Source organism: Streptomyces sp. ACA25, from assembly GCF_028200735.1.
Classification (GTDB): Bacteria; Actinomycetota; Actinomycetes; order Streptomycetales; family Streptomycetaceae; genus Streptomyces.
The window spans coordinates 522,259-543,496 of the sequence record NZ_JAQKPV010000001.1; the positions used below are offsets into that span (position 1 = coordinate 522,259).

18 protein-coding genes are annotated in these 21,238 nt (G+C 72.4%); 9 read left to right on the forward strand and 9 right to left on the reverse strand.

Annotation, left to right across the window (positions count from 1 at the left end; all coding sequences use genetic code 11):
- Window positions 1-104: 104 nt before the first annotated feature.
- Window positions 105-1,202 (reverse strand): XdhC family protein, encoded by a 1,098-nt coding sequence (locus PJ985_RS02410; RefSeq protein ID WP_271681790.1) that lies wholly within the window; start codon window positions 1,200-1,202, stop codon window positions 105-107.
- Between the two features lie 321 nt (window positions 1,203-1,523).
- Between PJ985_RS02410 and PJ985_RS02415 the strand changes: the two genes are divergently transcribed.
- The 8 genes from PJ985_RS02415 to PJ985_RS02450 are packed head-to-tail and all read left to right on the forward strand — an operon-like array spanning window position 1,524 to window position 10,012.
- Entirely contained in the window at window positions 1,524-2,402 is an 879-nt protein-coding gene (locus PJ985_RS02415; RefSeq protein WP_271681791.1) for an FAD binding domain-containing protein, read from the forward strand.
- A gap of 2 nt (window positions 2,403-2,404) precedes the next feature.
- Window positions 2,405-2,950 carry a (2Fe-2S)-binding protein gene (locus PJ985_RS02420; protein ID WP_271681792.1) on the forward strand — a complete coding sequence of 182 codons (546 nt, stop codon included), beginning with the start codon at window positions 2,405-2,407 and terminating at the stop codon, window positions 2,948-2,950.
- Window positions 2,947-5,343: an aerobic carbon-monoxide dehydrogenase large subunit gene (locus PJ985_RS02425; RefSeq protein WP_271681793.1), complete on the forward strand. Its 2,397-nt coding sequence runs from the start codon at window positions 2,947-2,949 to the stop codon at window positions 5,341-5,343. Before PJ985_RS02420 ends, PJ985_RS02425 begins: the two co-directional genes overlap by 4 nt.
- A gap of 59 nt (window positions 5,344-5,402) precedes the next feature.
- Window positions 5,403-6,371 carry an XdhC family protein gene (locus PJ985_RS02430; RefSeq protein WP_271681794.1) on the forward strand — a complete coding sequence of 323 codons (969 nt, stop codon included), beginning with the start codon at window positions 5,403-5,405 and terminating at the stop codon, window positions 6,369-6,371.
- A 3-nt stretch (window positions 6,372-6,374) separates the two neighbouring features.
- Window positions 6,375-6,971, forward strand: coding sequence for a nucleotidyltransferase family protein (locus tag PJ985_RS02435; RefSeq protein ID WP_271681795.1), 597 nt, complete (start codon window positions 6,375-6,377; stop codon window positions 6,969-6,971).
- Complete coding sequence (locus tag PJ985_RS02440) at window positions 6,968-7,876, forward strand: AAA family ATPase (protein WP_271681796.1); 909 nt, start codon at window positions 6,968-6,970, stop codon at window positions 7,874-7,876. The genes PJ985_RS02435 and PJ985_RS02440 overlap by 4 nt, the downstream gene beginning before the upstream one ends.
- Window positions 7,877-7,907: 31 nt before the next feature.
- Window positions 7,908-8,726 (forward strand): SRPBCC family protein, encoded by an 819-nt coding sequence (locus PJ985_RS02445; RefSeq protein WP_271681797.1) that lies wholly within the window; start codon window positions 7,908-7,910, stop codon window positions 8,724-8,726.
- The gene (locus PJ985_RS02450) at window positions 8,723-10,012 is read left to right on the forward strand and encodes a vWA domain-containing protein (protein WP_271681798.1); all 1,290 of its coding nucleotides are present in this window, start codon (window positions 8,723-8,725) and stop codon (window positions 10,010-10,012) included. The genes PJ985_RS02445 and PJ985_RS02450 overlap by 4 nt, the downstream gene beginning before the upstream one ends.
- Here the strand turns inward: PJ985_RS02450 and PJ985_RS02455 are convergent.
- The 7 genes from PJ985_RS02455 to PJ985_RS02485 form a co-directional block, all read right to left on the reverse strand.
- Window positions 9,963-10,919, reverse strand: a complete 957-nt coding sequence (locus PJ985_RS02455; RefSeq protein ID WP_271681799.1) for a LysR family transcriptional regulator — start codon at window positions 10,917-10,919, stop codon at window positions 9,963-9,965. The genes PJ985_RS02450 and PJ985_RS02455 overlap by 50 nt on opposite strands.
- 175 nt (window positions 10,920-11,094) lie before the next feature.
- Window positions 11,095-12,675 carry a GNAT family N-acetyltransferase gene (locus tag PJ985_RS02460; protein WP_271681800.1) on the reverse strand — a complete coding sequence of 527 codons (1,581 nt, stop codon included), beginning with the start codon at window positions 12,673-12,675 and terminating at the stop codon, window positions 11,095-11,097.
- A 379-nt stretch (window positions 12,676-13,054) separates the two neighbouring features.
- The gene (locus tag PJ985_RS02465) at window positions 13,055-14,062 is read right to left on the reverse strand and encodes a sugar phosphate isomerase/epimerase family protein (protein ID WP_271681801.1); all 1,008 of its coding nucleotides are present in this window, start codon (window positions 14,060-14,062) and stop codon (window positions 13,055-13,057) included.
- Window positions 14,059-15,336 carry a Gfo/Idh/MocA family protein gene (locus PJ985_RS02470; RefSeq protein ID WP_443033366.1) on the reverse strand — a complete coding sequence of 426 codons (1,278 nt, stop codon included), beginning with the start codon at window positions 15,334-15,336 and terminating at the stop codon, window positions 14,059-14,061. The genes PJ985_RS02465 and PJ985_RS02470 overlap by 4 nt, the downstream gene beginning before the upstream one ends.
- A gap of 40 nt (window positions 15,337-15,376) precedes the next feature.
- The gene (locus tag PJ985_RS02475) at window positions 15,377-16,441 is read right to left on the reverse strand and encodes a substrate-binding domain-containing protein (protein WP_271681802.1); all 1,065 of its coding nucleotides are present in this window, start codon (window positions 16,439-16,441) and stop codon (window positions 15,377-15,379) included.
- 122 nt (window positions 16,442-16,563) lie between these two features.
- Entirely contained in the window at window positions 16,564-17,652 is a 1,089-nt protein-coding gene (locus PJ985_RS02480; RefSeq protein ID WP_271681803.1) for an ABC transporter permease, read from the reverse strand.
- Window positions 17,649-19,133, reverse strand: coding sequence for a sugar ABC transporter ATP-binding protein (locus PJ985_RS02485; protein WP_271682073.1), 1,485 nt, complete (start codon window positions 19,131-19,133; stop codon window positions 17,649-17,651). The genes PJ985_RS02480 and PJ985_RS02485 overlap by 4 nt, the downstream gene beginning before the upstream one ends.
- 263 nt (window positions 19,134-19,396) lie before the next feature.
- Between PJ985_RS02485 and PJ985_RS02490 the strand changes: the two genes are divergently transcribed.
- Window positions 19,397-20,584 (forward strand): ROK family transcriptional regulator, encoded by a 1,188-nt coding sequence (locus PJ985_RS02490; protein ID WP_271681804.1) that lies wholly within the window; start codon window positions 19,397-19,399, stop codon window positions 20,582-20,584.
- Between the two features lie 54 nt (window positions 20,585-20,638).
- Here PJ985_RS02490 and PJ985_RS02495 read toward each other — a convergent pair whose 3' ends face one another.
- Window positions 20,639-20,992: a tRNA-binding protein gene (locus PJ985_RS02495; RefSeq protein WP_271681805.1), complete on the reverse strand. Its 354-nt coding sequence runs from the start codon at window positions 20,990-20,992 to the stop codon at window positions 20,639-20,641.
- Window positions 20,993-21,238 lie beyond the last annotated feature (246 nt).

The window sequence follows — 21,238 nt, forward strand, 5'->3', positions numbered from 1 at the left end:
CCGTTCGACGGGCGTGACGCCGGATACCGCCGGGCCCGTGCCGCACCCTTGGGGACGCGGCACGGGCCCGGCGGCGTGTCCGGGGGCCTCCGGGCCCGTCGGGCTCAGCGGTGGATGGACAGGGGCGCCATCTCCGTGAGACGGCGGCCCGTGCCGCCCTGCTGGAGGGCGATCACCTCGGACATGATGGCCACGGCGGTCTCCTCGGGGGTGCGTCCGCCGAGGTCCAGGCCGATGGGGGAGCAGAGGCGGGCGAGTGCCTCCTCGCCGACACCGGCCTCACGCAGCCGCTCCAGGCGGTCGTCGTGGGTGCGGCGGCTGCCCATCGCGCCGATGTAGCCGGCCCGGGTGTGCAGGGCGCGTTCCAGCAGCGGTATGTCGAACTTGGGGTCGTGGGTGAGTACGCAGATCACGGTGTTCTCGTCCACCGTGGTCCCCTCCAGGTAGCGGTGCGGCCAGGAGACGACCAGTTCGTCGGCCTCGGGGAACCGCTTGCGGGTGGCGAAGACCGGCCGCGCGTCGCAGACCGTGACGTGGTAGCCGAGGAACTTGCCCAGCCGGGCGACCGCTCCGGCGAAGTCGATGGCGCCGAAGACCAGCAGCCGTGGCGGCGGGGCGAAGGACTGGACGAAGACGGCCAGGCCGTTCCCCTCCTCCTGGCCCTCGGGGCCGACGTGCACGACGGCGCTGGTGCCGCGGGCGAGCATGCCGCGGGCCTGCTCGGCGACACCGGAGTCCAGCCGGGGGTCACCCAGGGTCCCCGTGGTGCCCTCCGGGGTGACCACGAGATCGCCCTCGGGGGGTGGGTCCCCCGAGATCACCGTGGCGACCGCGACCGGGCGCCCCGCCGCGATGGACTCCAGGACCGCCGGCAGTTCCGGCCAGTGTCCGCCGCCCGCCGGGCGCACGAAGATGTCGATGATGCCGCCGCAGGTCAGCCCGGCCTCCAGCGCGTCGTCGTCGCTGACCCCGTAGGTCGTCAGCACCGGCCGGCCGGTCGCGATCACCTCGCCGGCCAGCTCGTACACGGCGCCCTCGACGCAGCCGCCGGAGATGCTGCCGACCACGTCACCGTCCTCGGCGACCGCCATCGCGGCACCCGGGCGGCGCGGTGCCGACTTCCAGACACCGACGACGCTCGCCAGCGCGAAGCGCGTTCCGGCCGCCCGCCACGAGCCGATCTCCTCCGCGATGTCCCGCACGCGGGCTCCTTTCCCGAACACCTGACGGAGCCGGTCGTCGCGCCGGCCCCGGCGCCGAGCATGGGAAGCCCGTGAGCAGGGTGTCAATCGCAGGTTAACCCTTTGCTTAAGCCGGTGGACCGGCCGGGGTCAACTGGCTCTACCTGGCGCGACCTGGGGTGACACGACTTAAGGCACCGCTTAACTCGAGGTTGACAGCGCTGGCTTCCGCAGACCAGTGTGCCCGGACACCCGTGCGAATGCGCAGCCGCACGGAGGAGAATCACCCGGGGAAGTTCCCCCGACAACTCCGAGGATGACCCATGAGAAGGGGAGTCACGCATGCAGGTTCCCGCGCCGTTCGAATATGAGCGCGTGAGCAGTGTCGAGCAGGCGGTCGGGCTACTGGACAGATTGGGCGACACGGCACGGCTGGTGGCCGGCGGTCACAGCCTCATCCCCATGATGAAGCTCCGGTTGGCCAACTTCGAGTATCTGATCGACATCAATGATCTTCACGACGAGCTCGGTCACATCACGGTCGAGCCCCATCAGATCCGCATCGGGGCGATGACCCGGCACCGGGAGCTGCTGCAGTCGGCAGCGCTGGCCGAGGTGTTCCCGATCTTCCGGGACGCCGAGCGGGTCATCGCCGACCCGGTGGTCCGCAACCGGGGAACGCTGGGCGGCTCGCTCTGCCAGGCCGACCCGTCCGAGGACCTGTCGGCCGTGTGCACCACGCTCGACGCCACCTGCGTGATCCGTGGCCTGAACGGCGAGCGCGAGGTCACCATGGAGGAGTTCCACCAGGGGCCGTACGAAACGGCCGTCGGTGACGCGGAGATGCTGACCGAGGTCCGCTTCCCGATCCGGGCGAACGGCTCCAGCGCCTACGAGAAGGTCGAGCGGCGCGCCGGTGACTGGGCGGTCGTCTCGGCCGGCGCGGCGATCTGGCTGGACGGCGGGGCCGTCTCCGACGCCCGCGTCGGCCTGGCCGCCGTGGGGCCCAACACCACGGGCATCCCCGGCATCGCCGAGGCGCTTCGCGGTGAGGCCCCCTCGGAGGAGCTGTACGCGCGGGCCGGGGCCATCGCCGCGGACGCCTGCGATCCGGTCTCCGACCGCAGGGGCACCGCCGAGTACAAGCGTCATCTGGCACGAGAGCTGACCATCCGGGCACTGCGCACGTCGGTCGCCAGGATCAACGGACAAGGAGTGTGACCATGCAGGTCACCATGACCGTCAACGGTGAAGAGGTCACCCGCGAGATCGAGGGACGGCTGCTGCTGGTCCACTTCCTCCGGGATCATCTGGGTCTGACCGGGACCCACTGGGGCTGCGACACCAGCAACTGCGGCACCTGCGTCGTCAGGCTGGACGGCGAGCCGGTGAAGTCCTGCACGGTGCTGGCCGCCATGGCCGGCGGGCACGAGGTGTCCACCGTCGAAGGACTGGAGCAGAACGGCGCCCTGGACCCCGTGCAAAAGGGTTTCATGGAGTGTCACGGCCTGCAGTGCGGCTTCTGCACGCCCGGCATGATGATGACCGCGCGGGCCCTGCTCGACGAGAACCCCAGCCCGTCGGAGCCCGAGATCCGCGAGGCCATATCCGGCCAGATCTGCCGCTGCACCGGCTACTCCACCATCGTGCGGTCCGTTCAGTGGGCCGCGGCCGAGGAAGCCGGCACCCGCACCACGACCACTGCGGCGGACGGCGTTCCGGCCGCCCCGGAGACCGCGCCGACGACCACGCCGGGGAGCGCCTCATGACCCTCGTTTCCGGCCAGGAGCCGGTCACCGCGTTCGAGGACAACGACCACAAGCCCGTCGGCCACGGCCGGATGCTGCGCAAGGAGGACCCGCGCCTGGTCCGTGGCAAGGGCCGGTTCGTGGACGACGTCCAGCTCCCGGGCATGCTGCACCTGGCGATCCTGCGGTCGCCGATGGCGCACGCCCGGATCACGTCCGTGGACACCAGCCTCGCCGAGGCGCACCCGAAGGTGAAGCTGGTCGTCACCGGCGCGATGCTCGCCGAGAAGGGGCTGGCATGGATGCCGACGCTCTCCGGCGACGTGCAGGCCGTGCTCGCCACCGACAAGGTGCGATTCCAGGGCCAGGAAGTGGCCTTCGTCGTCGCGGAGGACCACTACGCCGCCCGTGACGCGCTGGAACTGATCGATGTCGACTACGAGCCGCTGGACCCGGTCGTGGACGTGCGCACCGCGCTCGCGCCCGAGGCCCCGGTGATCCGCGACGACCTCGAGGGCAAGACCGACAACCACTGCTTCGACTGGGAGACCGGGGACGCCGACGCGACCGACGCGGTGTTCGCCCGGGCCGACGTGGTCGTCAGCGAGGACATCGTCTACCCGCGCGTGCACCCCGCCCCGATGGAGACCTGCGGCGCGGTCGCCGACTTCGACTCGGTGGACGGCAAGCTCACCCTGTGGTCCACCACCCAGGCCCCGCACGCGCACCGCACGCTGTACGCGATCGTCGCCGGCCTGCCCGAGCACAAGATCCGGGTGATCGCCCCGGACATCGGCGGCGGCTTCGGCAACAAGGTGCCGATCTACCCCGGTTACGTCTGTGCGATCGTCGGCTCGCTGCTCATCGGCAAGCCGGTGAAGTGGATGGAGGACCGCACCGAGAATCTGGTCAGCACCGGCTTCGCCCGCGACTACATCATGCGCGGCGAGATCGCGGCGACCTCCGACGGCAAGATTCTCGCCATCCGCACCCATGTGCTCGCCGACCACGGCGCGTTCAACGGCACGGCCGCGCCGGTGAAGTACCCGGCCGGGTTCTTCGGGGTGTTCACCGGCAGCTACGACATCGAGGCCGCGCACTGCAAGATGACGGCCGTCTACACCAACAAGGCGCCGGGCGGGGTGGCGTATGCCTGCTCCTTCCGGATCACCGAGGCGGTGTACCTGGTCGAGCGGATGGTGGACTGCCTGTCGTACGAGCTGGCGATGGACCCGATCGAGCTGCGGACGAAGAACTTCATCCAGCCCGAGCAGTTCCCGTACACCACCAAGACGGGCTGGGTCTACGACTCGGGCAACTACGAGCCCACCATGGAGCTCGCGAAGGAGCTGGCCGGCTACGACGAACTCCGCGCCGAGCAGGCGGAGAAGCGGGCCCGCGGCGAGCTGATGGGCATCGGCGTCTGCTTCTTCACCGAGGCAGTCGGCGCCGGGCCGCGCAAGGACATGGACATTCTCGGCCTGGGCATGGCCGACGGCTGTGAACTGCGAGTCCACCCCACCGGAAAGGCCGTGGTGCGGCTGTCGGTGCAGACCCAGGGGCAGGGCCACGAGACGACGTTCGCCCAGATCGTCGCCGAGGAGATCGGCATCCCGCCGCAGGACATCGACGTGGTGCACGGCGACACCGACCAGACGCCGTTCGGCCTCGGCACCTACGGCAGCCGCTCGACTCCGGTGTCCGGCGCGGCGGCCGCCCTGGTGGCCCGCAAGGTCCGCGACAAGGCCAAGATCATCGCCTCCGGGATGCTGGAGGTGTCGGTCGCCGACCTGGAGTGGGCGAAGGGGTCCTTCCACGTCAAGGGCGACCCCTCGGCCTCCGTCACCATCCAGGACATCGCGATGAAGGCGCACGGTGCCGGTGACCTGCCCGAGGGCCTGGAAGGCGGGCTCGAGGCGCAGATCTGCTACAACCCGGAGAACCTGACCTACCCGCACGGTGCCTACATCTGCGTGGTGGACATCGACCCGGGCACCGCACAGGTGAAGGTGCGGCGCTTCATCGCGGTGGACGACTGCGGCACCCGCATCAACCCCATGATCATCGAGGGGCAGGTGCACGGCGGTCTCACCGACGGCGTCGGCATGGCGCTGATGGAGATGATCTCCTTCGACGAGGACGGCAACTGCCTGGGCGGTTCGCTGATGGACTACCTCATCCCGACCGCGCTGGAATGCCCGGACTGGGAGACGGGATTCACCGTCACCCCGTCGCCCCACCACCCCATCGGGGCCAAGGGCGTCGGTGAGTCCGCGACGGTGGGCTCTCCCCCGGCCGTCGTCAACGCGGTGGTGGACGCGCTCAAGCCGTTCGGCATCCGGCACGCCGACATGCCGCTGACACCTTCGCGGGTCTGGGACGCCATGCAGGGCCGTCCCACGCCGCCGATCTGATCCACCCGGCCGGGCCGGCCCGTCCGGCCCGGCCCCTTCGCCCTGCCCCGAGGAGTGACATGTCGAAGAGGGTGACCACCCGTGTACTCGAACTGGCGTCCCAACGACGATCGTTCGTGCACGCGACGGTGGTGCGCGCCCAGGCGCCCGCCTCGGCGCGCGCCGGTGACGAGGCGATCGTGTTCGAGGACGGAACCATCGACGGTTTCGTCGGCGGCGTGTGCGCCGAAGGCTCGGTGCGCACCGCCGCGCTGGCCGCGCTGCGCGACGGCGGGCCCCTGCTGCTGCGGGTGCTGCCCGACGGAGTCGACGACTTCCCCGAGTCACCCGGAGCCCAGGTGGTCGTCAACCCGTGCCTCTCCGGGGGCGCCCTGGAAATCTTCCTGGAACCGATGCTGCCGCCGCCCCTGATCGAGGTCGTCGGACGGACCCCCGTCGCCGACGCCGTCGTCGCGATCGCCGGCGTACTCGGCTACGCGACGGCCCGCTCCCTGCCCGGCGGCGTGGCCGAAGGCACCGCCGCGGTGGTCCTGGCGGGCCTGGGACGTGACGAGAGCGAATCGCTGCGGGCCGCACTCGACGCCGGCGTCCAGCACATCGCACTGGTCGCCAGCCACCGCCGGGGCGCGGCCCTCCTCGACGAGCTCGGCCTCGACGCGGCGGAACGGGCCCGCGTCCGCACACCCGCCGGCCTCGCCATCGGAGCCGGCACGGCCTCCGAGGTCGCACTGTCGATCATGGCCGAGGTGGTGGCCGCGGTACGGACCGGCACCGCGACGGGCTGCGCGGGCACCACCGGGCAGCCGGAGCACACCGGCTGCGGCGGCGGAGCCAGGGCCGCGGCCCCCGCACCCGGCACCACCGCAGGTCACCCGACGGACGCCGCGCCGCAGCAGGCGACGGACCCGGTGTGCGGCATGACGGTGACCGTCATGCCGGACACCCCGCACCTGACCGTCGCCGGGGAAGACCTCTGGTTCTGCAACCCCGGCTGCCGCGACCGGCACGCCGAAGGGCTGGTGGGCTGAACCGTGTTCACCACCGGCATCGTCCTCGCCGCCGGCGCCTCCCGCCGCCTGGGACAACCCAAACAGCTCCTGCCGTACCGGGGCACCACCCTGCTGGACGCCTCCCTCGGCACGGCCCGCGACTGCGGCTTCGGACAGCTCCTGGTGGCCCTCGGCGGAGCGGAGGACGAAGTCCGCCGGCAGGTCGACCTCACCGGCACCGAGCCCGTCACCGTACCCGGCCACGGCCTCGGCTGCGGCTCCTCCCTCAGCACCGCCGTCACCCGGGTCGACCCGCGCGCCGACGGCGTCATCCTGCTGCTCGGTGACCAGCCGGGCGTCGGTACCGACGCCGTGCGCGGACTGCTCGAACGGGCCGCCCACGCACCCGCCGGACTCTGCCGCTACCAGGACGGCCCCGGACACCCCCTGTGGTTCGCCCGCTCCCTCTTCGGCGAACTGGCCACCCTCAAAGGCGACAAGGCCGCCTGGAAACTGCTCCACTCGGGCCGCTTCGAGGTCGCCGAGCACCCTGTGGACCGCCCCGTCCCGCGAGACGTGGACACCTGGGACGACTACCGGGCACTGCTGGCCGAGCCCGACCCGGCGGCCGGCCGATGAGCGCCCTCTTCGCCGACGCCGCCGAGGTCCGCCGCCGGCTCGACGCCGCGGGTCACCTGCTGGACGACGGCACCGCGACCGCACTCTTCCTCGCCACCGTCCTGGACCGGCCACTGCTCCTCGAAGGCGAACCCGGAGTGGGCAAGACCAGTGCCGCGAAGGCGCTGGCCCAAGCCCTCGGCACCCCGCTGATCCGGCTGCAGTGCTACGAAGGACTGACCGCGGGCGAAGCGCTCTACGAGTGGAACCACCAACGGCAGCTCCTGGCCATCCGGCTCACCGAAGCCCGCAGCGAAAAACTCACCGACGCCGACCTGTTCACCGAGGAATTCCTCCAGGACCGGCCGCTGCTGCGCGCGATCCGCCACCAGGGCCCGGTGCCCCCGGTGCTGCTGATCGACGAGATCGACCGCGCCGACGACGAGTTCGAGGCGCTGCTGTTCGAAATCCTCGGCGAGTCCGCCATCACCGTCCCGGAACTCGGCACCTTCACCGCCGCCCGGCCACCGGTCGTCGTGCTCACCTCCAACCGCAGCCGCGAACTGCACGACGCCCTGCGACGCCGCTGCCTCTACCACTGGATCGACTTCCCCACCCCCGAGCGGGCCGTCGACATCCTGCGCCGCTCGGTACCGGCGGCGAACGAGCCGCTCATCACCTCGGCCGCCGACTTCATCGGCCGGGTCCGCGCCCTCGACATGGACAAGGCGCCCGGCATGGCGGAGACCATCGACTGGGTCTCCGCGCTCTCCGCCCTCGACGTCACCCGGCTGTTCCGGGACGACATCCTCCGCACGCTCAGCACCATCGTGAAGAGCCCCGACGACCGCGTCACCGTCACCGAAGCGCTCGACGGGCTCGGATACCCGCAGCCGGCACCGGGGACCGGACCCTCCGTCCCCTGACCGAGCAGCACAGAACGAAAGCGAGAAGCCCATGAAGATCGAGAACGAATTCACCGTCAGCGTCCCGGCGGAACGCGCCTGGGAGGCGCTCACCGACCTGGAAGGCCTCGCTCCGTGCATGCCCGGCGCCCAGCTCACCGGCGTGGACGGCGAGGTGTACAGCGGGAAGGTGAAGGTCAAGGTCGGCCCGGTCATCAGCCAGTTCGCGGGCACGGCCACCTTCACCGAGAAGGACGACGCGAACCACCACATGGTGATCAGCGCCAAGGGCAAGGACTCCCGCGGAGGGGGCAACGCCTCCGCCCTCATCGACGCGCAGCTGCGCCCCGACGGTGCGCGTACCGTCGTCACCGTCCGCACCGACCTCACCATCAGCGGCAAGCTCGCCCAGTTCGGCAGCGGCATGATCAAGGAGATCTCCGAAAAGCTGCTCCACCAGTTCGTGCAGAACCTCGAGGCGCAACTGCACGCCGCCGAGGAGCCCGCCCCCACCCCCGCCCCGGCCACGCCCCCGGCCGCCGCAGCGGCGCCCGAGGCACCCGCCACGACGCCGGCCCCGGAAGCCGCCGACGCGCCCGCACCGGTGAGCACGACGCCCGAGGCCCCCGAGACCCCCGCTCCGGTCGCCGCCCCCGCGCCGGACCCCTCGGACACGGCGGCGGCCGCCCCGGCCCCCGCACAGCCCGCCGCACAGGCGGCTGCTCCCGCCCCCCGCCGGCAGGAGCAGGCGGAGGCCGAGCCGCTCGACCTCATGGGGCTCGCCGGATCGTCCGTGTACAAGAGGCTGATCCCCGGGGCCGCCGCCGTCCTCGTCCTGGCAGCCGTGGTCATCTTCCTCGTCGTCAGGTGAGCGGAGGGCCGGGCAGGCCACTGCTGCCCGCGGTGGACCGGGCCGCCTTCGCGGTCGCGCTGGCGAGCCGCCTGCGCGCCCGCGGGGTCCGGGTGGGTCACACGCCCGTCCAGGACTTCGTGCGGGCTCTGGACCGCACGCCGCCCGCCTCCCGGACGGCGCTGTACTGGACCGCCCGCATCTGCCTGATCCGCGACCACGACGGCCTGGCGGAGTTCGACGCCGTCTTCGAGGCGGTGTTCGGCGACGCCCTGCTCGCCGCCGACCCGCACGCCCGGCGCAACCCCCTCGGCAACAGTGCGGGTGAGGATGACGAATACACCTCGGTGGACGGCGCCCCGCGGCAGGAGCAGGACGGCGGCGGCCTGCCCTGGGTGACGCTGCCGCCCGCCGTCGCCGGTGCCGACGACTCGGACGACAACCTCCTCACCGTGCCGGAACGTCTGCCGAGCGAGCTCGACGGCCTGATGGACACCCCGTTCGGGCAGCTCAGCCCGCAGGAGATGGCACTGCTCGGCCGACGGCTCGAAACGGCGCTGCGGGACTGGCCCACGCGCCGTTCACGCCGGTTCGCCCCCCGGCCGGGAGGCGCACGGATCGCCGTGCGCGCCACCATGGCCCGGTCCCGCCGCACCGGATGGGAGCCCGTACGACTCGTGCGCGCCGGGCAGGTGGCCCGACCACGCCGCGTCGTCATGCTCTGCGACGTCAGCCAGTCGATGCAGCCCCAGGCGGTCGCCTACCTGCACCTCATGCGGGCGCTCGCCCTCACGGCCGACGCGGAGGTCTTCGCCTTCGCCACCTCGCTGACCCGCCTCACCACCGTGCTGACCCACCGCTCGGCCGACGTGGCGGTCGCGGAGGCCTCGGAGCGCGTCGTCGACCGGTTCGGCGGCACCAGAATCGCGACCTCCCTCCAGACGCTGCTCACCTCGCACCACGGCAGCGTGCTGCGCGGTGCCGTCGTGATCATCGGCTCGGACGGCTGGGACGGGGACCCACCGGAGCAGCTCACCGCCGCCATGACCAGGCTGCGCCGCCGCGCCCACCGGGTGATCTGGCTCAACCCACGGGCATCGGCCCCCGGCTTCGTCCCGAGCACCAGCACCATGGCCGCGGCACTGCCGCACTGCGACGCCCTGCTGCCGGCCCACACCTTCGCGTCACTGCTCCGGCTCACCACGGAGGTCGTCCGGTGCGCCCGGCACGGCGCTGCGCACCGCCGCTCCCCCGCCGTCAGCTCCACAGCGTCACGTGGACGGCCGGCCGGAACCGCCCGGCTGTGACGCCGGTTCCCCGCAGCATCGCCTGGGTGGCACGGGGGGTGGTGACGAAGCGCCGCAGCTCGGCGGCCACGGGCGGGGCGTTCCGTTCGGCGAGAGTGAGGACGTTCCAGGAGCCGCGGGCGGGCGGAAAGGGGCCGTCGAGCCGCCTGAGGTCCCCGCCGGCCAGATCCTTGGAGACCGCGAAGGCCACCGCGAGCGCGATGCCCTTCCCGTGCTTGGCCTCCTCGACCGCGGCGGCATGGCTCTGGAAGATGCGCTGGTTGTGCTCGGGCACCTGGAGACGGCGCAGGAGCAGAGGCACCATGCCGACCCTGCCGATCGCCGAGGGACCCAGCAGCCAGGTCTGGTCGCGCAGTTCGGCCGTGCTCGCGCGGACCCCGGCCAGCGGGTGATCGGCCCCGATGACCGGCAGCATCTGGTAGTTCAGGAAAGGCGTGCAGGTCATCGCGTCGTCGATGCCGGCCGGCCGGGGCCCGATGGCCACATCGACCGTGCGGGTCACGAGCAGCGAGCCGAACCTCTCGGGGCTGGTCACACTCAGCTCGACATCCAGGTCGTCGGCCCGGCCCGCGAACAGTTCGATGAGTCCCGGCGCCGCGTGCTCGGCGAACAGGATCGAGGAAGCCACCCGCAGCAGCCGGCGGCCGGAACCGGCCTGGCTGACCTCGAGGATCGTCCGGTCCTGCAGCCCCAGCATCTCCGCGGCCCGGCTGGCCAGGCGCAACCCGCCCGGGGTGAAGGCCAGCCCGGCGGCGGTTCTGGAGAACAGCTTGTCGCCGAGCTCCCGGCGGAGGTGGGCTATGTGCATCGAGACCGCGGCCTCGGACACGGACAGGTCCGCCGCTGCGGCCTTCACCGAGCCGAGACGCACCGTCGCGGCGAAGGCCCGTAGTTGCGTCGGAGTCAAGGTCTGCCTCCCTGCGAGCCACGAGCGATCGGTCACCCGTGACGGCGGCCCCAAAGTTATCCCATGGCGCCGCCCGGAGGCCACGGGCAGGTCACGACGTTCCGCCGCGGGAGGCCCACCGGGCGCTGGGCAAGCCCCGGACGAGGGCGGGTACCGCCCGCCCCCGGACGGCCCCTCAGCCGGGGCCGCGAGGGTAGCGGCCGGCCGTCCGGCGCAGGGGCAGGTCGTAGGTGGCCAGGGTCCGGCCGTCGGCGGTGCGGTTCTCTCCCCGGTACAGCCAGCCGAGCCGCTCGTAGTACTCCCCGGCGCCCGACGCCCCGGCGGTGGTGACGAGGCTGACGCACGCACAGCCGGAGTTCTCGGCGGCGGCGACGAACTCCGCGATCAGCGCCGACCCGATCCCCCGGGACCGCGCCTGTCCGGTGACCGCGACATGGGAGAGGACCGCACTGGTCCCGGCCTCGGCCGGCGGAGCCTGCCCGGCCCGCACGTCCGGCAGCAGCTTGCGGCCGTAGCGGACCAGCCGGGTGCGCAGGAAGTGCAGCGCCAGCGCCGGGCGGAGCAGCAGGGCGGCCACGGCACGCGCGGCCAGCTGGGGTCCGTGGGCGTGCAGCACGTGCCCGCGGTGGGCGGCGGGCTGCAGTACACCGACGAGGAATCCGGCCCGCCGGCCGTCGGAGTGCGCCACGTAGCCGCGCGCGTGAGGGCTGGTCAGGTACGTCCGGCAGTAGGTGGTGAGGAAGCCGGGGCCCAGCCGGGCGAAGAACCCCTCGGGGAAGTGCCGCAGGTGCTCGCGCACCACGAAGGCCACGTCCTCCGGTTCCATGAGCCGGATCGTGACGCCGGATCCGGCGCTCCGGCCGCGCTCGGCCCGGACCGGAGCTCCCGGGCCGGGGCGGGCCCGTGCCTTGCGGGCCGCCGCCAGGGCCCGCCGGGCCGTGTCGGCCCGGTCACCGAAGTGCCGTCGCTGCTCGACGAAGGTCTCCAGGGCCCGGTGCAGTTCTGCGGCGGGCCGATCGCTCTGCCGGATCCGGGCCGCGGGTTCCGGGCCGGCCCGGGCCGGACGGGTCCCGCGCAGCGCCTGCGGGGCGCCGTAGGCAGGCCGTCGGGCGGGGAGAGCGGTGGCCGGGGCGGACGCGCGTGGTGCGTGACCGAGCACGGGCGGCTGCCACAGCCGGAGGCACCCGGCCGGGAACGCCCCCGGGTGCAGGCCGGGGGTGCAGGGGCACAGATACCACTCCTCAGCCAGGTGCGGCTCGCCGTCCCCGGCCCGCTCCCCGCCCGGGGGGACCGGCAGCGGGGCGGTTCCCGGCCCTGGTGACGCAGGAAGCGCGGAAGGGCCGCGCCGCGTCAGGTCGGCCCCGTCCGGCGGGAGGGGCACGTGCTCCACGGGGCCGGGCGGCGGCGGTGTCCCCGGCCGGAGCCGGTGGCCCGGACGGAGGTGCAGAACCACGACGGTGATCAGGTGGCCGTCCCGGTTGGCGGCCCCCGGTCCGGGTGCCCTCGCCCCTCCAGCGGCTGCCGCGGCACCGTGCCGAAGGCCGGGGGGGTGGCCCCCGGCCTGGCCGCCGGGTATCCAGCGGCCCGGCAGCAGCGGTTCCGCCTGGTCTCCGGCGGCCCTGCCGGGCCGTTCCGCGGGGTGACATTCGGTGAGCAGGGAAGAACCGTTCGTCAACCTGTGGCGATCCGGTCCGTCCGTGCCCTCGGTGCCGGCAGCGATCCACATCTCCACCAGCCGGTCAGGTATCCGAGCCATGCCCGTTCACCTCTCCTCAGCGGCCCCGACGGCTCCCGCGTCTTCGCGACGCCGCGGCGAACCACCTGCGCAGTCCCCACCGCCCCCGACACCTCCGCACCGGAATCTCAGCTCCGCACCCGTCGCGAAGATGAGGGACAACTCCTGAAAAAACCGTACGGACATGCCCCGGTTCATGCATCTTGTTCCGAAATGCCCCAGGTGGCACGGGTTCTGGACACCCTCCGTGCACACCCGGACGCGGTGACGGCACGCAGCCGGCGGTCACCCTCGGTGGGCCCCGGCGCATGGGAGCAGCACGGTGCGCCCAGCGGGTCCCGGTCGTCCGGGACCCGCTGGGCGCACGGGAGTTCGCTGCCCCGCACGGCCGGGGAGCCGGTCAGCGCGGAGTGCTGAAGGCCGCGTCGAAGGAGGCGGACGGGGGGTCGAAGAGCCGGTCCCGGACGTAGGCCAGGCTCTCCGGGGCTCCGCGCAGCCGGTCCATGCCGGCGTCCTCCCACTCGATGGACACCGGGCCGTCGTAGCCGATGTGGTTGAGCACCCGGAAGCACTTCTCCCACGGCACGTCCCCGCGGCCGGTGGAGACGAAGTCCCAGCCCCGCCGCGGATCGCCCCAGGCCAGGTGCGAGCCCAGCCGCCCGTTCCGCCCGTCACCGGTGTTCCGCTTGGTGTCCTTGCAGTCCACGTGGTAGATCCGGTCCCGGAAGTCCAGCAGGAAGCCGGCCGGGTCGATGTCCTGCCAGACCATGTGGCTGGGGTCCCAGTTGAGCCCGAACGCCTCCCGGTGACCGATCGCCTCCAGGGTGCGCACCGTGGACCAGTAGTCGTAGGCGATCTCGGAGGGGTGGACCTCCAGCGCGAAGCGCACCCCTTCCGCGTCGAAGACGTCCAGGATCGGGTTCCAGCGGTCGGCGAAGTCCTGGTAGCCGGCGTCGATGACCTCCTGGCCCACCGGCGGGAACATCGCCACGTACTTCCAGACGGCGGACCCGGTGAAGCCGACGACGGTGCGGACACCGAGCCCGGCCGCCGCCCGGGCGGTGTGCTTCATCTCCTCGGCGGCCCGCTGCCGTACGCCCTCGGGGTCGCCGTCACCCCAGACCCGGTCGGAGACGATGGCCCGGTGGCGGGCGTCGATCGGGTCGTCGCAGACCGCCTGCCCCTTCAGGTGGTTGGAGATCGCCCACACCCCCAGCCCGTACTCGGCCAGGATGTCCTTGCGGGACTGGAGATAGGCGGGGTCCTCGGCGGCGCGCCAGACGTCCAGGTGGTCGCCCCAGCAGGCGATCTCCAGTCCGTCGTAGCCCCAGTCGGCGGCCATCCGGGCCACTTCCCGGAACGGCAGGTCCGCCCACTGCCCGGTGAACAGGGTGACCGGTCGGCTCATGACGTCATCTCCTTCTCGTCCCGGTCCCGGGCTTCCGGTGCCGGCTGTCGCGGCCCGCCCGGCGCGGGGGCCGGGACGGGAGTCCATGCGCCGTCCCGGCCGGCGCTCTCCTCGACGGCGGCCAGGGCCCGCTGCACGCGCAGGCCGTCCTCGAACGACGGCTCCGGGTCGGCCCCTTCGGCAAGGGCGTTGAGCAGGTCGGCGGCCTGGTGGGCGAAGCCGTGCTCGTAGCCAAGGACGTGCCCCGGCGGCCACCAGGCGCCCAGGTAGGGGTGTTCGGGCTCGGTGACCAGGATGCGGGTGAAGCCCTGAAGGGGGACGCCGCCCGGATCGCCGCCGGCCCTTCCGTCGTAGTACCGCAGGACGTTCATGTCCTCGAAGTCGAAGGCCAGGCTGCCCTCCGAGCCGTTCAGTTCGATGCGGATGGCGTTCTTGCGCCCGGTGGCGTACCGGGTGGCCTCGAACGTCGCCAGCGCCCCGGTCCCGAAGCGGCCCAGGAACACCGCGGCGTCGTCCACCGTCACCGCTCCGGTGCCGGTGCCGTCGGGCAGTGGACGCTCGGTGACGAAGGTGCTGGTGAGGGCGCTGACACCGGTGAGGTGCTCGCCGGTGAGGTACTGGGTCAGGTCGACGATGTGCGCCCCGATGTCACCCAGCGCCCCCGAGCCGGCCCGCTCCCGCTGCATCCGCCAGGCCAGTGGCACGGCGGCGTCGGACAGCCAGTCCTGGAGGTACTGGGCCCGGACGTGGCGCAGTTCGCCCAGCCGCCCCTCGCTCACCAGGCGGCGGGCGAGGGCGAGGGCCGGCACCCGCCGGTAGGTGAAGCCCACCATGGAACGGACACCGGCGGCCCGGGCGGTGGCCGCCGCAGCGGCCATCGCCTCCGCCTCCGCCACCGTGTTGGCCAGCGGCTTCTCGCACAGCACGTGCTTGCCGGCCGCCAGGGCGGCGATGGCGATCTCCGCGTGGGTGTCGCCGGGAGTGCAAATGTCGATCAGGCCTATGTCGTCCCGGGCGATCATGGCCCGCCAGTCGGTCTCCACCGACGCCCAGTCGAACCGTTCGGCCAGGTCGGCGGCGGCCTCCCGGTCCCGGCCGCCCAGCGCCACCAGCCGCGGCCGGAGGGCCGGGGTGAAGAAGCTGCGGGCGTTGCGCCAGCCCTGGGAGTGGGCCAGGCCCATGAAGCCGTAGCCGATCATGCCGATGCCGATGTCGGCCGTGCCCGGCGGCCGTCCGGCGGCCGGACGGGTGGGGGTGGTGCCGATCGCACTCATCGCTTCTTCTTTCGTCCGCGCATCGGTGTGCCGTCCCGCCTCAGGACTCGAAGCCCAGCGGGAGGTACTGCTCCACGTTCTCCGCGGTGACCACGGGCGCGTTGAGCACCACCCGGCGGGGGACCTCGACCTGCACCAGGTCGGACATGCCCTTGTCCTGGGCGAGCAGGCGGGCCAGCCGGATCCCGTCGGCGGCCTGGGTCGGCGGGTAGAGGACGGTGGCCTCCATCTCGCCGTCCTGGATCCACCGCATGGCGTTGGCCGAGCCGGCGCCCCCGATGAAGAAGAACTCGTCCCGGTCGGCGTTGTCGAAGGCCGCCTTGACGCCGATGCCCTGGTCGTCGTCGTGGTTCCAGATGATGTCGATCTCGGCGACCGCCTGCAGCAGGTTGGACGCCGTGGACTCACCGGACTCCACGGTGAATTCGGCCGCCACCCGGTGGCCGACCTCCTGCCCGCAGGCGTCCAGGGCGTCCGCGAAGCCCTGCGAACGGTCCTGGGTCAGCGGCAGCGAATCGATGCCGGCGATCTCGGCGATCATGGCGTCCCCGAGCCCGTGTTCCTCGACCAGCCCGCAGGCGTACGTCCCGGCCGAGACCCCCATGCCGTAGTTGTCCCCCAGGATGGTGGTGCGGGCCGCGAACTCGCTGGAGAACTCCCGGTCGACGTTGACCACCGGGATGCCCGCCTCCATCGCCCGGGTGGCGACCTGGGTCAGCGCCGCGCCGTCGGTGGGCAGCAGCACGATGGCGTCCACGCCCTCGTTGATGAACATCTCGATGTGACTGATCTGGGCGGAGGGGTCGTTGGTGCCCTCCGCGACCCGCAGCTCGATGTCGGAGTACTCCTCCGCCTCGGCCTCGGCGGCCGCGTTGATGGCGGCCAGCCAGCCGTGGTCGGCCTGCGGCCCGGAGAAGCCGATGACGACCGTGTCACCCGGGTCGTCGTTCGCGCTGACGGCCTTGTCCTGGCCGTCGCTCGCAGCGGCCTCGCCGGTGTCGGCGGGGGAGTTGCTGGTGCAGCTCACCACCAGGCCGGCGGCTGCGGCGACGAGGGTGACGCGGGTCAGGACCCGGACGGCGGGTCTTCCGGAGTTTCTGCGCATGGCGTGCTCCTTGGTTCACTCCGGCCGGAACGGCGGGAGAAGCGATAAGGCAGGGAGGAGAGGCGGGGAGGGGAGGGGGAACGCGCGGGGCGCTCCCGGGGTGACGGCTGCCGGGCGGCCCGCTACGGAACGCCGTTGCGCGCGGCGACACGCTGCTGGAGCAGTACCGCGACGACGATGATCAGGCCCTTGGCGACGGCCTGCGTGGAGGTGTCCAGGTTGTTGAGCGTGAACACGTTGGTCAGCGTGGTGAAGATCAGCACCCCGAAGACGGTGCCGACGATGGTGCCGCGCCCCCCGCTGAGCAAGGTGCCGCCGATCACCACGGCGGCGATGGCGTCGAGTTCGTAGAGCATGCCGTGGGTCGAGGTGCCGGCGGTCGTGCGGGCCATCAGCATGACGGCGGCGATGCCGCAGGCCAGGCCGAGCAGGACGTAGAGCAGGGTGGTGTGCCGCTTGACGTTGATGCCGGCCAGCCGCGCGGCCTCCGGGTTGCCGCCCACGGCCAGCGTCCGGCGGCCGAAGGAGGTGCGGTTGAGCAGCACCCAGCCACCCGCCGCCACCAGCGCGAACACGATCACCAGGACGGGGATGCCCAGCACCCGGCCGCCGAAGAAGTCCACCAGCCCGGAGGCGGTGACGACCTGGGTCTTCTTCTCCGAGATCATCTCGGCCAGCCCCCGGGCGGCGGCGAGCATCGCCAGCGTGGTGATGAAGGGCGCCATCCGGCCGTAGGCGATGAGGACGCCGTTCAGCAGACCGCAGCCCGCCCCCACCGCCAGCGCCGTCGTCACCATGATCATCCAGTGGATGTCGGCAGCCATGGCCTGAGTGGAGAGCGTGGTGGCCCAGACGGTGGACAGCGCCACGATGGCGCCCACGGACAGGTCGATGCCGCCACCGGTGATCACGAACGTCATGCCGATGCTGACCACGCCGATCACGGAGGCCAGCCGCAGGACCGTCATCATGTTGTCGAAGCTCGCGAACCGGTCGCCCGCGGTGAGGAACCCGATCAGGCACAGCAGGAGCAGTGCGATCACCAGGCCCAGGTTGCGCCCCACGGACCCGGACAGCAGTCCGGCGAGCCCGCTGCGGAACCTCCGGCCGGGGGAGTGCCCCGGCTCCTTGCCCTTCACCGGCGGCGGCCCGGCGTCCTGGCCGGTGCCGGGCCCGCCGCCGGGGCCCTCGGTTCTGGTCTCGGCTCTCACGCCGCCTCACCTTCCATCACCAGGTCGAGCACCCGGTGCTCGTCGATCTCATCGGCGGGGCTCTCGTGGACGAGCCGGCCGTCGGACACCACCAGGACCCGGTCGGAAAGCCCGATGACCTCTTCGATTTCGCTGGAGACCACGACGACGGCGATACCCTGCGCCGCCAGGTCGCGGATCAGCGCGTAGATCTCCGTGCGGGCGCCGACGTCCACGCCCCGGGTCGGCTCGTCCAGCAGCAGCACCCGGCAGCCGCGCAGCAGCCAGCGGGCCAGCACCACTTTCTGCTGGTTGCCGCCGGACAGGGTCTTCACCGCGCGCAGCACCCCGGCGGGCCGGATGTCCAGCCCGGCGGTGTGCTGGACGGCGGCCCGGCGCTCCGCGCCGCTGTCCAGGAAACCGTGGCGGGTGAAGCGGGCCAGGCTGGCGAGCGTGACGTTGCGGTAGACGGGGTCCGGCAGGATGAGCGCCTGGCTTTTCCGCTCCTCCGGGCAGAAGCCGATGCCGGCCGCCATGGCCGCGCCCACCCGGCCGGGCCGAAGGGTCCGGCCCCCGACGCGGACGGTTCCGGTGCCGGGCTTGCGGGCGCCGTGGACGGTCTCCAGGATCTCCGACCGTCCGGACCCGACCAGTCCGGCCAGCCCGACGATCTCCCCGGTGCGCACCGAGAAGGTCACCTCCTCGAACTCACCGGGGCGCGAGAGGTTTTCCACCTCCAGGACCGGCTCGGCGTCGTCCGCCACCGCACCTCGGTCGGGGAAGACGTAGTCGAGCGACCGGCCGGTCATCAGCCGGATCACCTCGGAGGTCGGGGTGGAGGCGGCGTCCAGGCCGGTGGCCACCGTGCGGCCGTCCTTCAGGACGGTGATCCGGTCGCCGATGCGGCGGATCTCCTCCAGGCGGTGGGAGATGTAGACGAGGGCGATGCCCTGGTCCGCGAGGTCCCGGATCACCCCGAAGAGCCGGCCGACCTCCTCCTGGTCCAGGACGGCCGAGGGCTCGTCCATGACGATCAGCCGGGCGTCGTGGGAGAGGGCGCGGGCCATGGAGACGATCTGCTTGCCCGCCGAGGACAGCCTGCCGACCTCCTTGGCGGGCGACATCTCGGGATGCCCGAGACGCCGCAGCAGGCGCGCCGCGGACGTGTGCGTATCGGTGCGGGCGGTGAGCCCCCACCGGGTGCGCTCGTGGCCCAGGTAGATGTTCTCGGCGACCGACAGCCCGTCCACCAGGTCGAGTTCCTGATAGATGGTCGCGATGCCGAGATCCAGGGCGGCCTGGGGGCGGGGCAGCCGTACCTCCCGGCCCTGCCACCGGATGCGCCCCGCGTCGGGCTGGTGTGCTCCGGCCAGCGTCTTGATCAGGGTGGACTTGCCCGCACCGTTCTGGCCGAGCAGGCAGTGCACCTCGCCGGCCACCACCTGCAGGTCGATTCCGTCGAGGGCGCGGACACCGGGGAACTCCTTGACGATGCCGTGCATGGTCAGCAGCGGCTCCGGGCCGGCCGGTGTCCCCGACGGCTCGATCGTCTGCGTGGTGCCTGTCATGGCGGACAAGGTAGGAGGGCTTTTGCCGGAGGTCAATACAAAGTTCCGCAACATTCGCCGGAAGGGTGGAGGATGGAAGACGTAAGTACCGGACGTTGTACCGTTCGGTATCCGCATCCGGTGGCGGAAACCGGGGCGCGCACCGGCAGCCGGGGGGACCCAGGGCACTCGCAGGGCACGTGGAGAAGGGGAACACCATGACGGAGAGCGGCCTGCTTCCCGCCGGACCGGCGGCCAGCACAGCCGTCCTGCTGCAACTCGTACGCGACGGCCGGCCGCGCACCCGCGCCGAACTGGCGGCCCAGTCAGGCCTGGCCCGCTCCACCGTCGCCGAGCGCATCGACGCCCTGCTCGACTCCGGACTGCTGCGCCACACCGACAAGGGCCCCTCCACGGGGGGCCGGCCCCCCTCGATGTACGCCTTCAACCCGGAGGCCCGGGTGGTGCTGGCCGCCGACGTCGGTGCCACCCACGTCAACGCCGCGCTCACCGACCTGGCCGGCGAGGTGCTGGCCGAGGAGGACCGGCCCATCGACATCGCGGCCGGCCCGGAGGCCGTACTGGAGGACCTGTGCCGGCTCGGCGGCGCCCTGCTGGAACAGGTCGGCCGCACCCAGGCCGACCTCCTCGGCATCGGCATCGGCCTGCCCGGCCCCGTCGAGCACAGCTCCGGACGCCCCACCAACCCGCCGATCATGCCCGGCTGGGACGGCTTCGACGTGCCCGGCTACGTCCGGCAGCGGCTCGGCGCCGTCACCCTGGTCGACAACGACGTGAACATCATGGCGATCGGCGAACACCGCGCCCACTGGGCCGAGGCCCAGCACATGATCTACGTCAAGGTCGCCACCGGCATCGGCAGCGGACTCATCGCCGGCGGCCAACTGCACCGCGGCTCCCAGGGCGTCGCCGGCGACATGGGCCACGTGCGGCTCCCGGACGGCGCGCAGGTCCCTTGCCGCTGCGGCAACGTCGGCTGCCTGGAGGCGGTGGCCAGCGGAGCGGCACTCGCGCACCGGCTGACGGAGCTGGGCCACCCCGCCGGCAGCAGCGGCGACGTGGTCGCGCTCGCCCGCAACGGCTCGGTCACCGCACTCAACCTGGTCCGGCAGGCCGGCCGGGACATCGGCGAGGTGCTGGCCGCCGCCGTCAGCTTCTTCAACCCCTCGGTCATCGTGGTCGGCGGCGCGCTGTCCCAGGCCGGCGAGCACCTGATCGCCGGCGTCCGCGAGATCGTGTACCAGCGGTCACTGCCCCTGGCCACCCAGAACCTGCGCATCGTGCAGTCACGCGCCGGCGAACGGGCCGGCATCTACGGCGCCGCCCTCATGGTCGTCGAGGACGCCCTCGGCCCCACCCCCGCCGACTCCCTCTTCCCCGACTGACCGCCCCCGGAGCCCGGTACCGCCCTGCCGGTGCGACGTCCACGGCAGGGCGGGTCAGCCGACGATGTCGCCGACGGCGGCGTGCGGCTCGGGCGACAGGAGGTTGACCGTGCCGTCCGAGCCGTAGGAGCCGAGCACCAGGAATTCGCTGGTGAAGCCCGCGATCCGCTTGGCGCCGAGGTTGATCACACCAATGATCAGGCGGCCCTTGAGCTCATCCATCGGGTAGTTGGTGACCTGGGCGCTGGTGCGGAGCACCCCGGCGGCCGGCCCGAAGTCCGCCGTGAACCGGTAGGCGGGCTTCCGGGCCTCCGGGAACTCCTGGACCTCCAGGATCCGGCCCACCCGGATGTCCGTCGAGAAGAAGTGACCGGCCTCGGTCCGGGGCTTGAGCTGCTCGCTGCTCACGCTGAGTGATTCTTCCCTGTGTGTCCGACAATGACGCTGTTCAGTATCGCACCCATGTCGCCGCCCGGCCCGGTCAGCGGTCCGCCCCAGGGCACGGCTCCCGGGGCAGGAGAGATCAAGCCGTCCGTACCGGCCGAACGAAGGGCCCCGGGAGTCTTGGGGCCCTTCGTTCCTGTTCGGTGGGACACAGACAGAAAGCACTGCCACCGCTGCTTTCCGGTTCGTGACTCACCCGGCTGTGCCGCC

Coding starts and splice junctions, on each gene's coding strand:
- PJ985_RS02415 (WP_271681791.1), top strand. CDS start 1,524: ATGCAGGTTCCCGCGCCGTTCGAATATGAGCGCGTGAGCAGTGTCGAG.
- PJ985_RS02420 (WP_271681792.1), top strand. CDS start 2,405: ATGCAGGTCACCATGACCGTCAACGGTGAAGAGGTCACCCGCGAGATC.
- PJ985_RS02425 (WP_271681793.1), top strand. CDS start 2,947: ATGACCCTCGTTTCCGGCCAGGAGCCGGTCACCGCGTTCGAGGACAAC.
- PJ985_RS02430 (WP_271681794.1), top strand. CDS start 5,403: ATGTCGAAGAGGGTGACCACCCGTGTACTCGAACTGGCGTCCCAACGA.
- PJ985_RS02440 (WP_271681796.1), top strand. CDS start 6,968: ATGAGCGCCCTCTTCGCCGACGCCGCCGAGGTCCGCCGCCGGCTCGAC.
- PJ985_RS02445 (WP_271681797.1), top strand. CDS start 7,908: ATGAAGATCGAGAACGAATTCACCGTCAGCGTCCCGGCGGAACGCGCC.
- PJ985_RS02460 (WP_271681800.1), bottom strand. CDS start 12,675: ATGGCTCGGATACCTGACCGGCTGGTGGAGATGTGGATCGCTGCCGGC.
- PJ985_RS02465 (WP_271681801.1), bottom strand. CDS start 14,062: ATGAGCCGACCGGTCACCCTGTTCACCGGGCAGTGGGCGGACCTGCCG.
- PJ985_RS02470 (WP_443033366.1), bottom strand. CDS start 15,336: ATGAGTGCGATCGGCACCACCCCCACCCGTCCGGCCGCCGGACGGCCG.
- PJ985_RS02475 (WP_271681802.1), bottom strand. CDS start 16,441: ATGCGCAGAAACTCCGGAAGACCCGCCGTCCGGGTCCTGACCCGCGTC.
- PJ985_RS02485 (WP_271682073.1), bottom strand. CDS start 19,133: ATGCACGGCATCGTCAAGGAGTTCCCCGGTGTCCGCGCCCTCGACGGA.
- PJ985_RS02490 (WP_271681804.1), top strand. CDS start 19,397: ATGACGGAGAGCGGCCTGCTTCCCGCCGGACCGGCGGCCAGCACAGCC.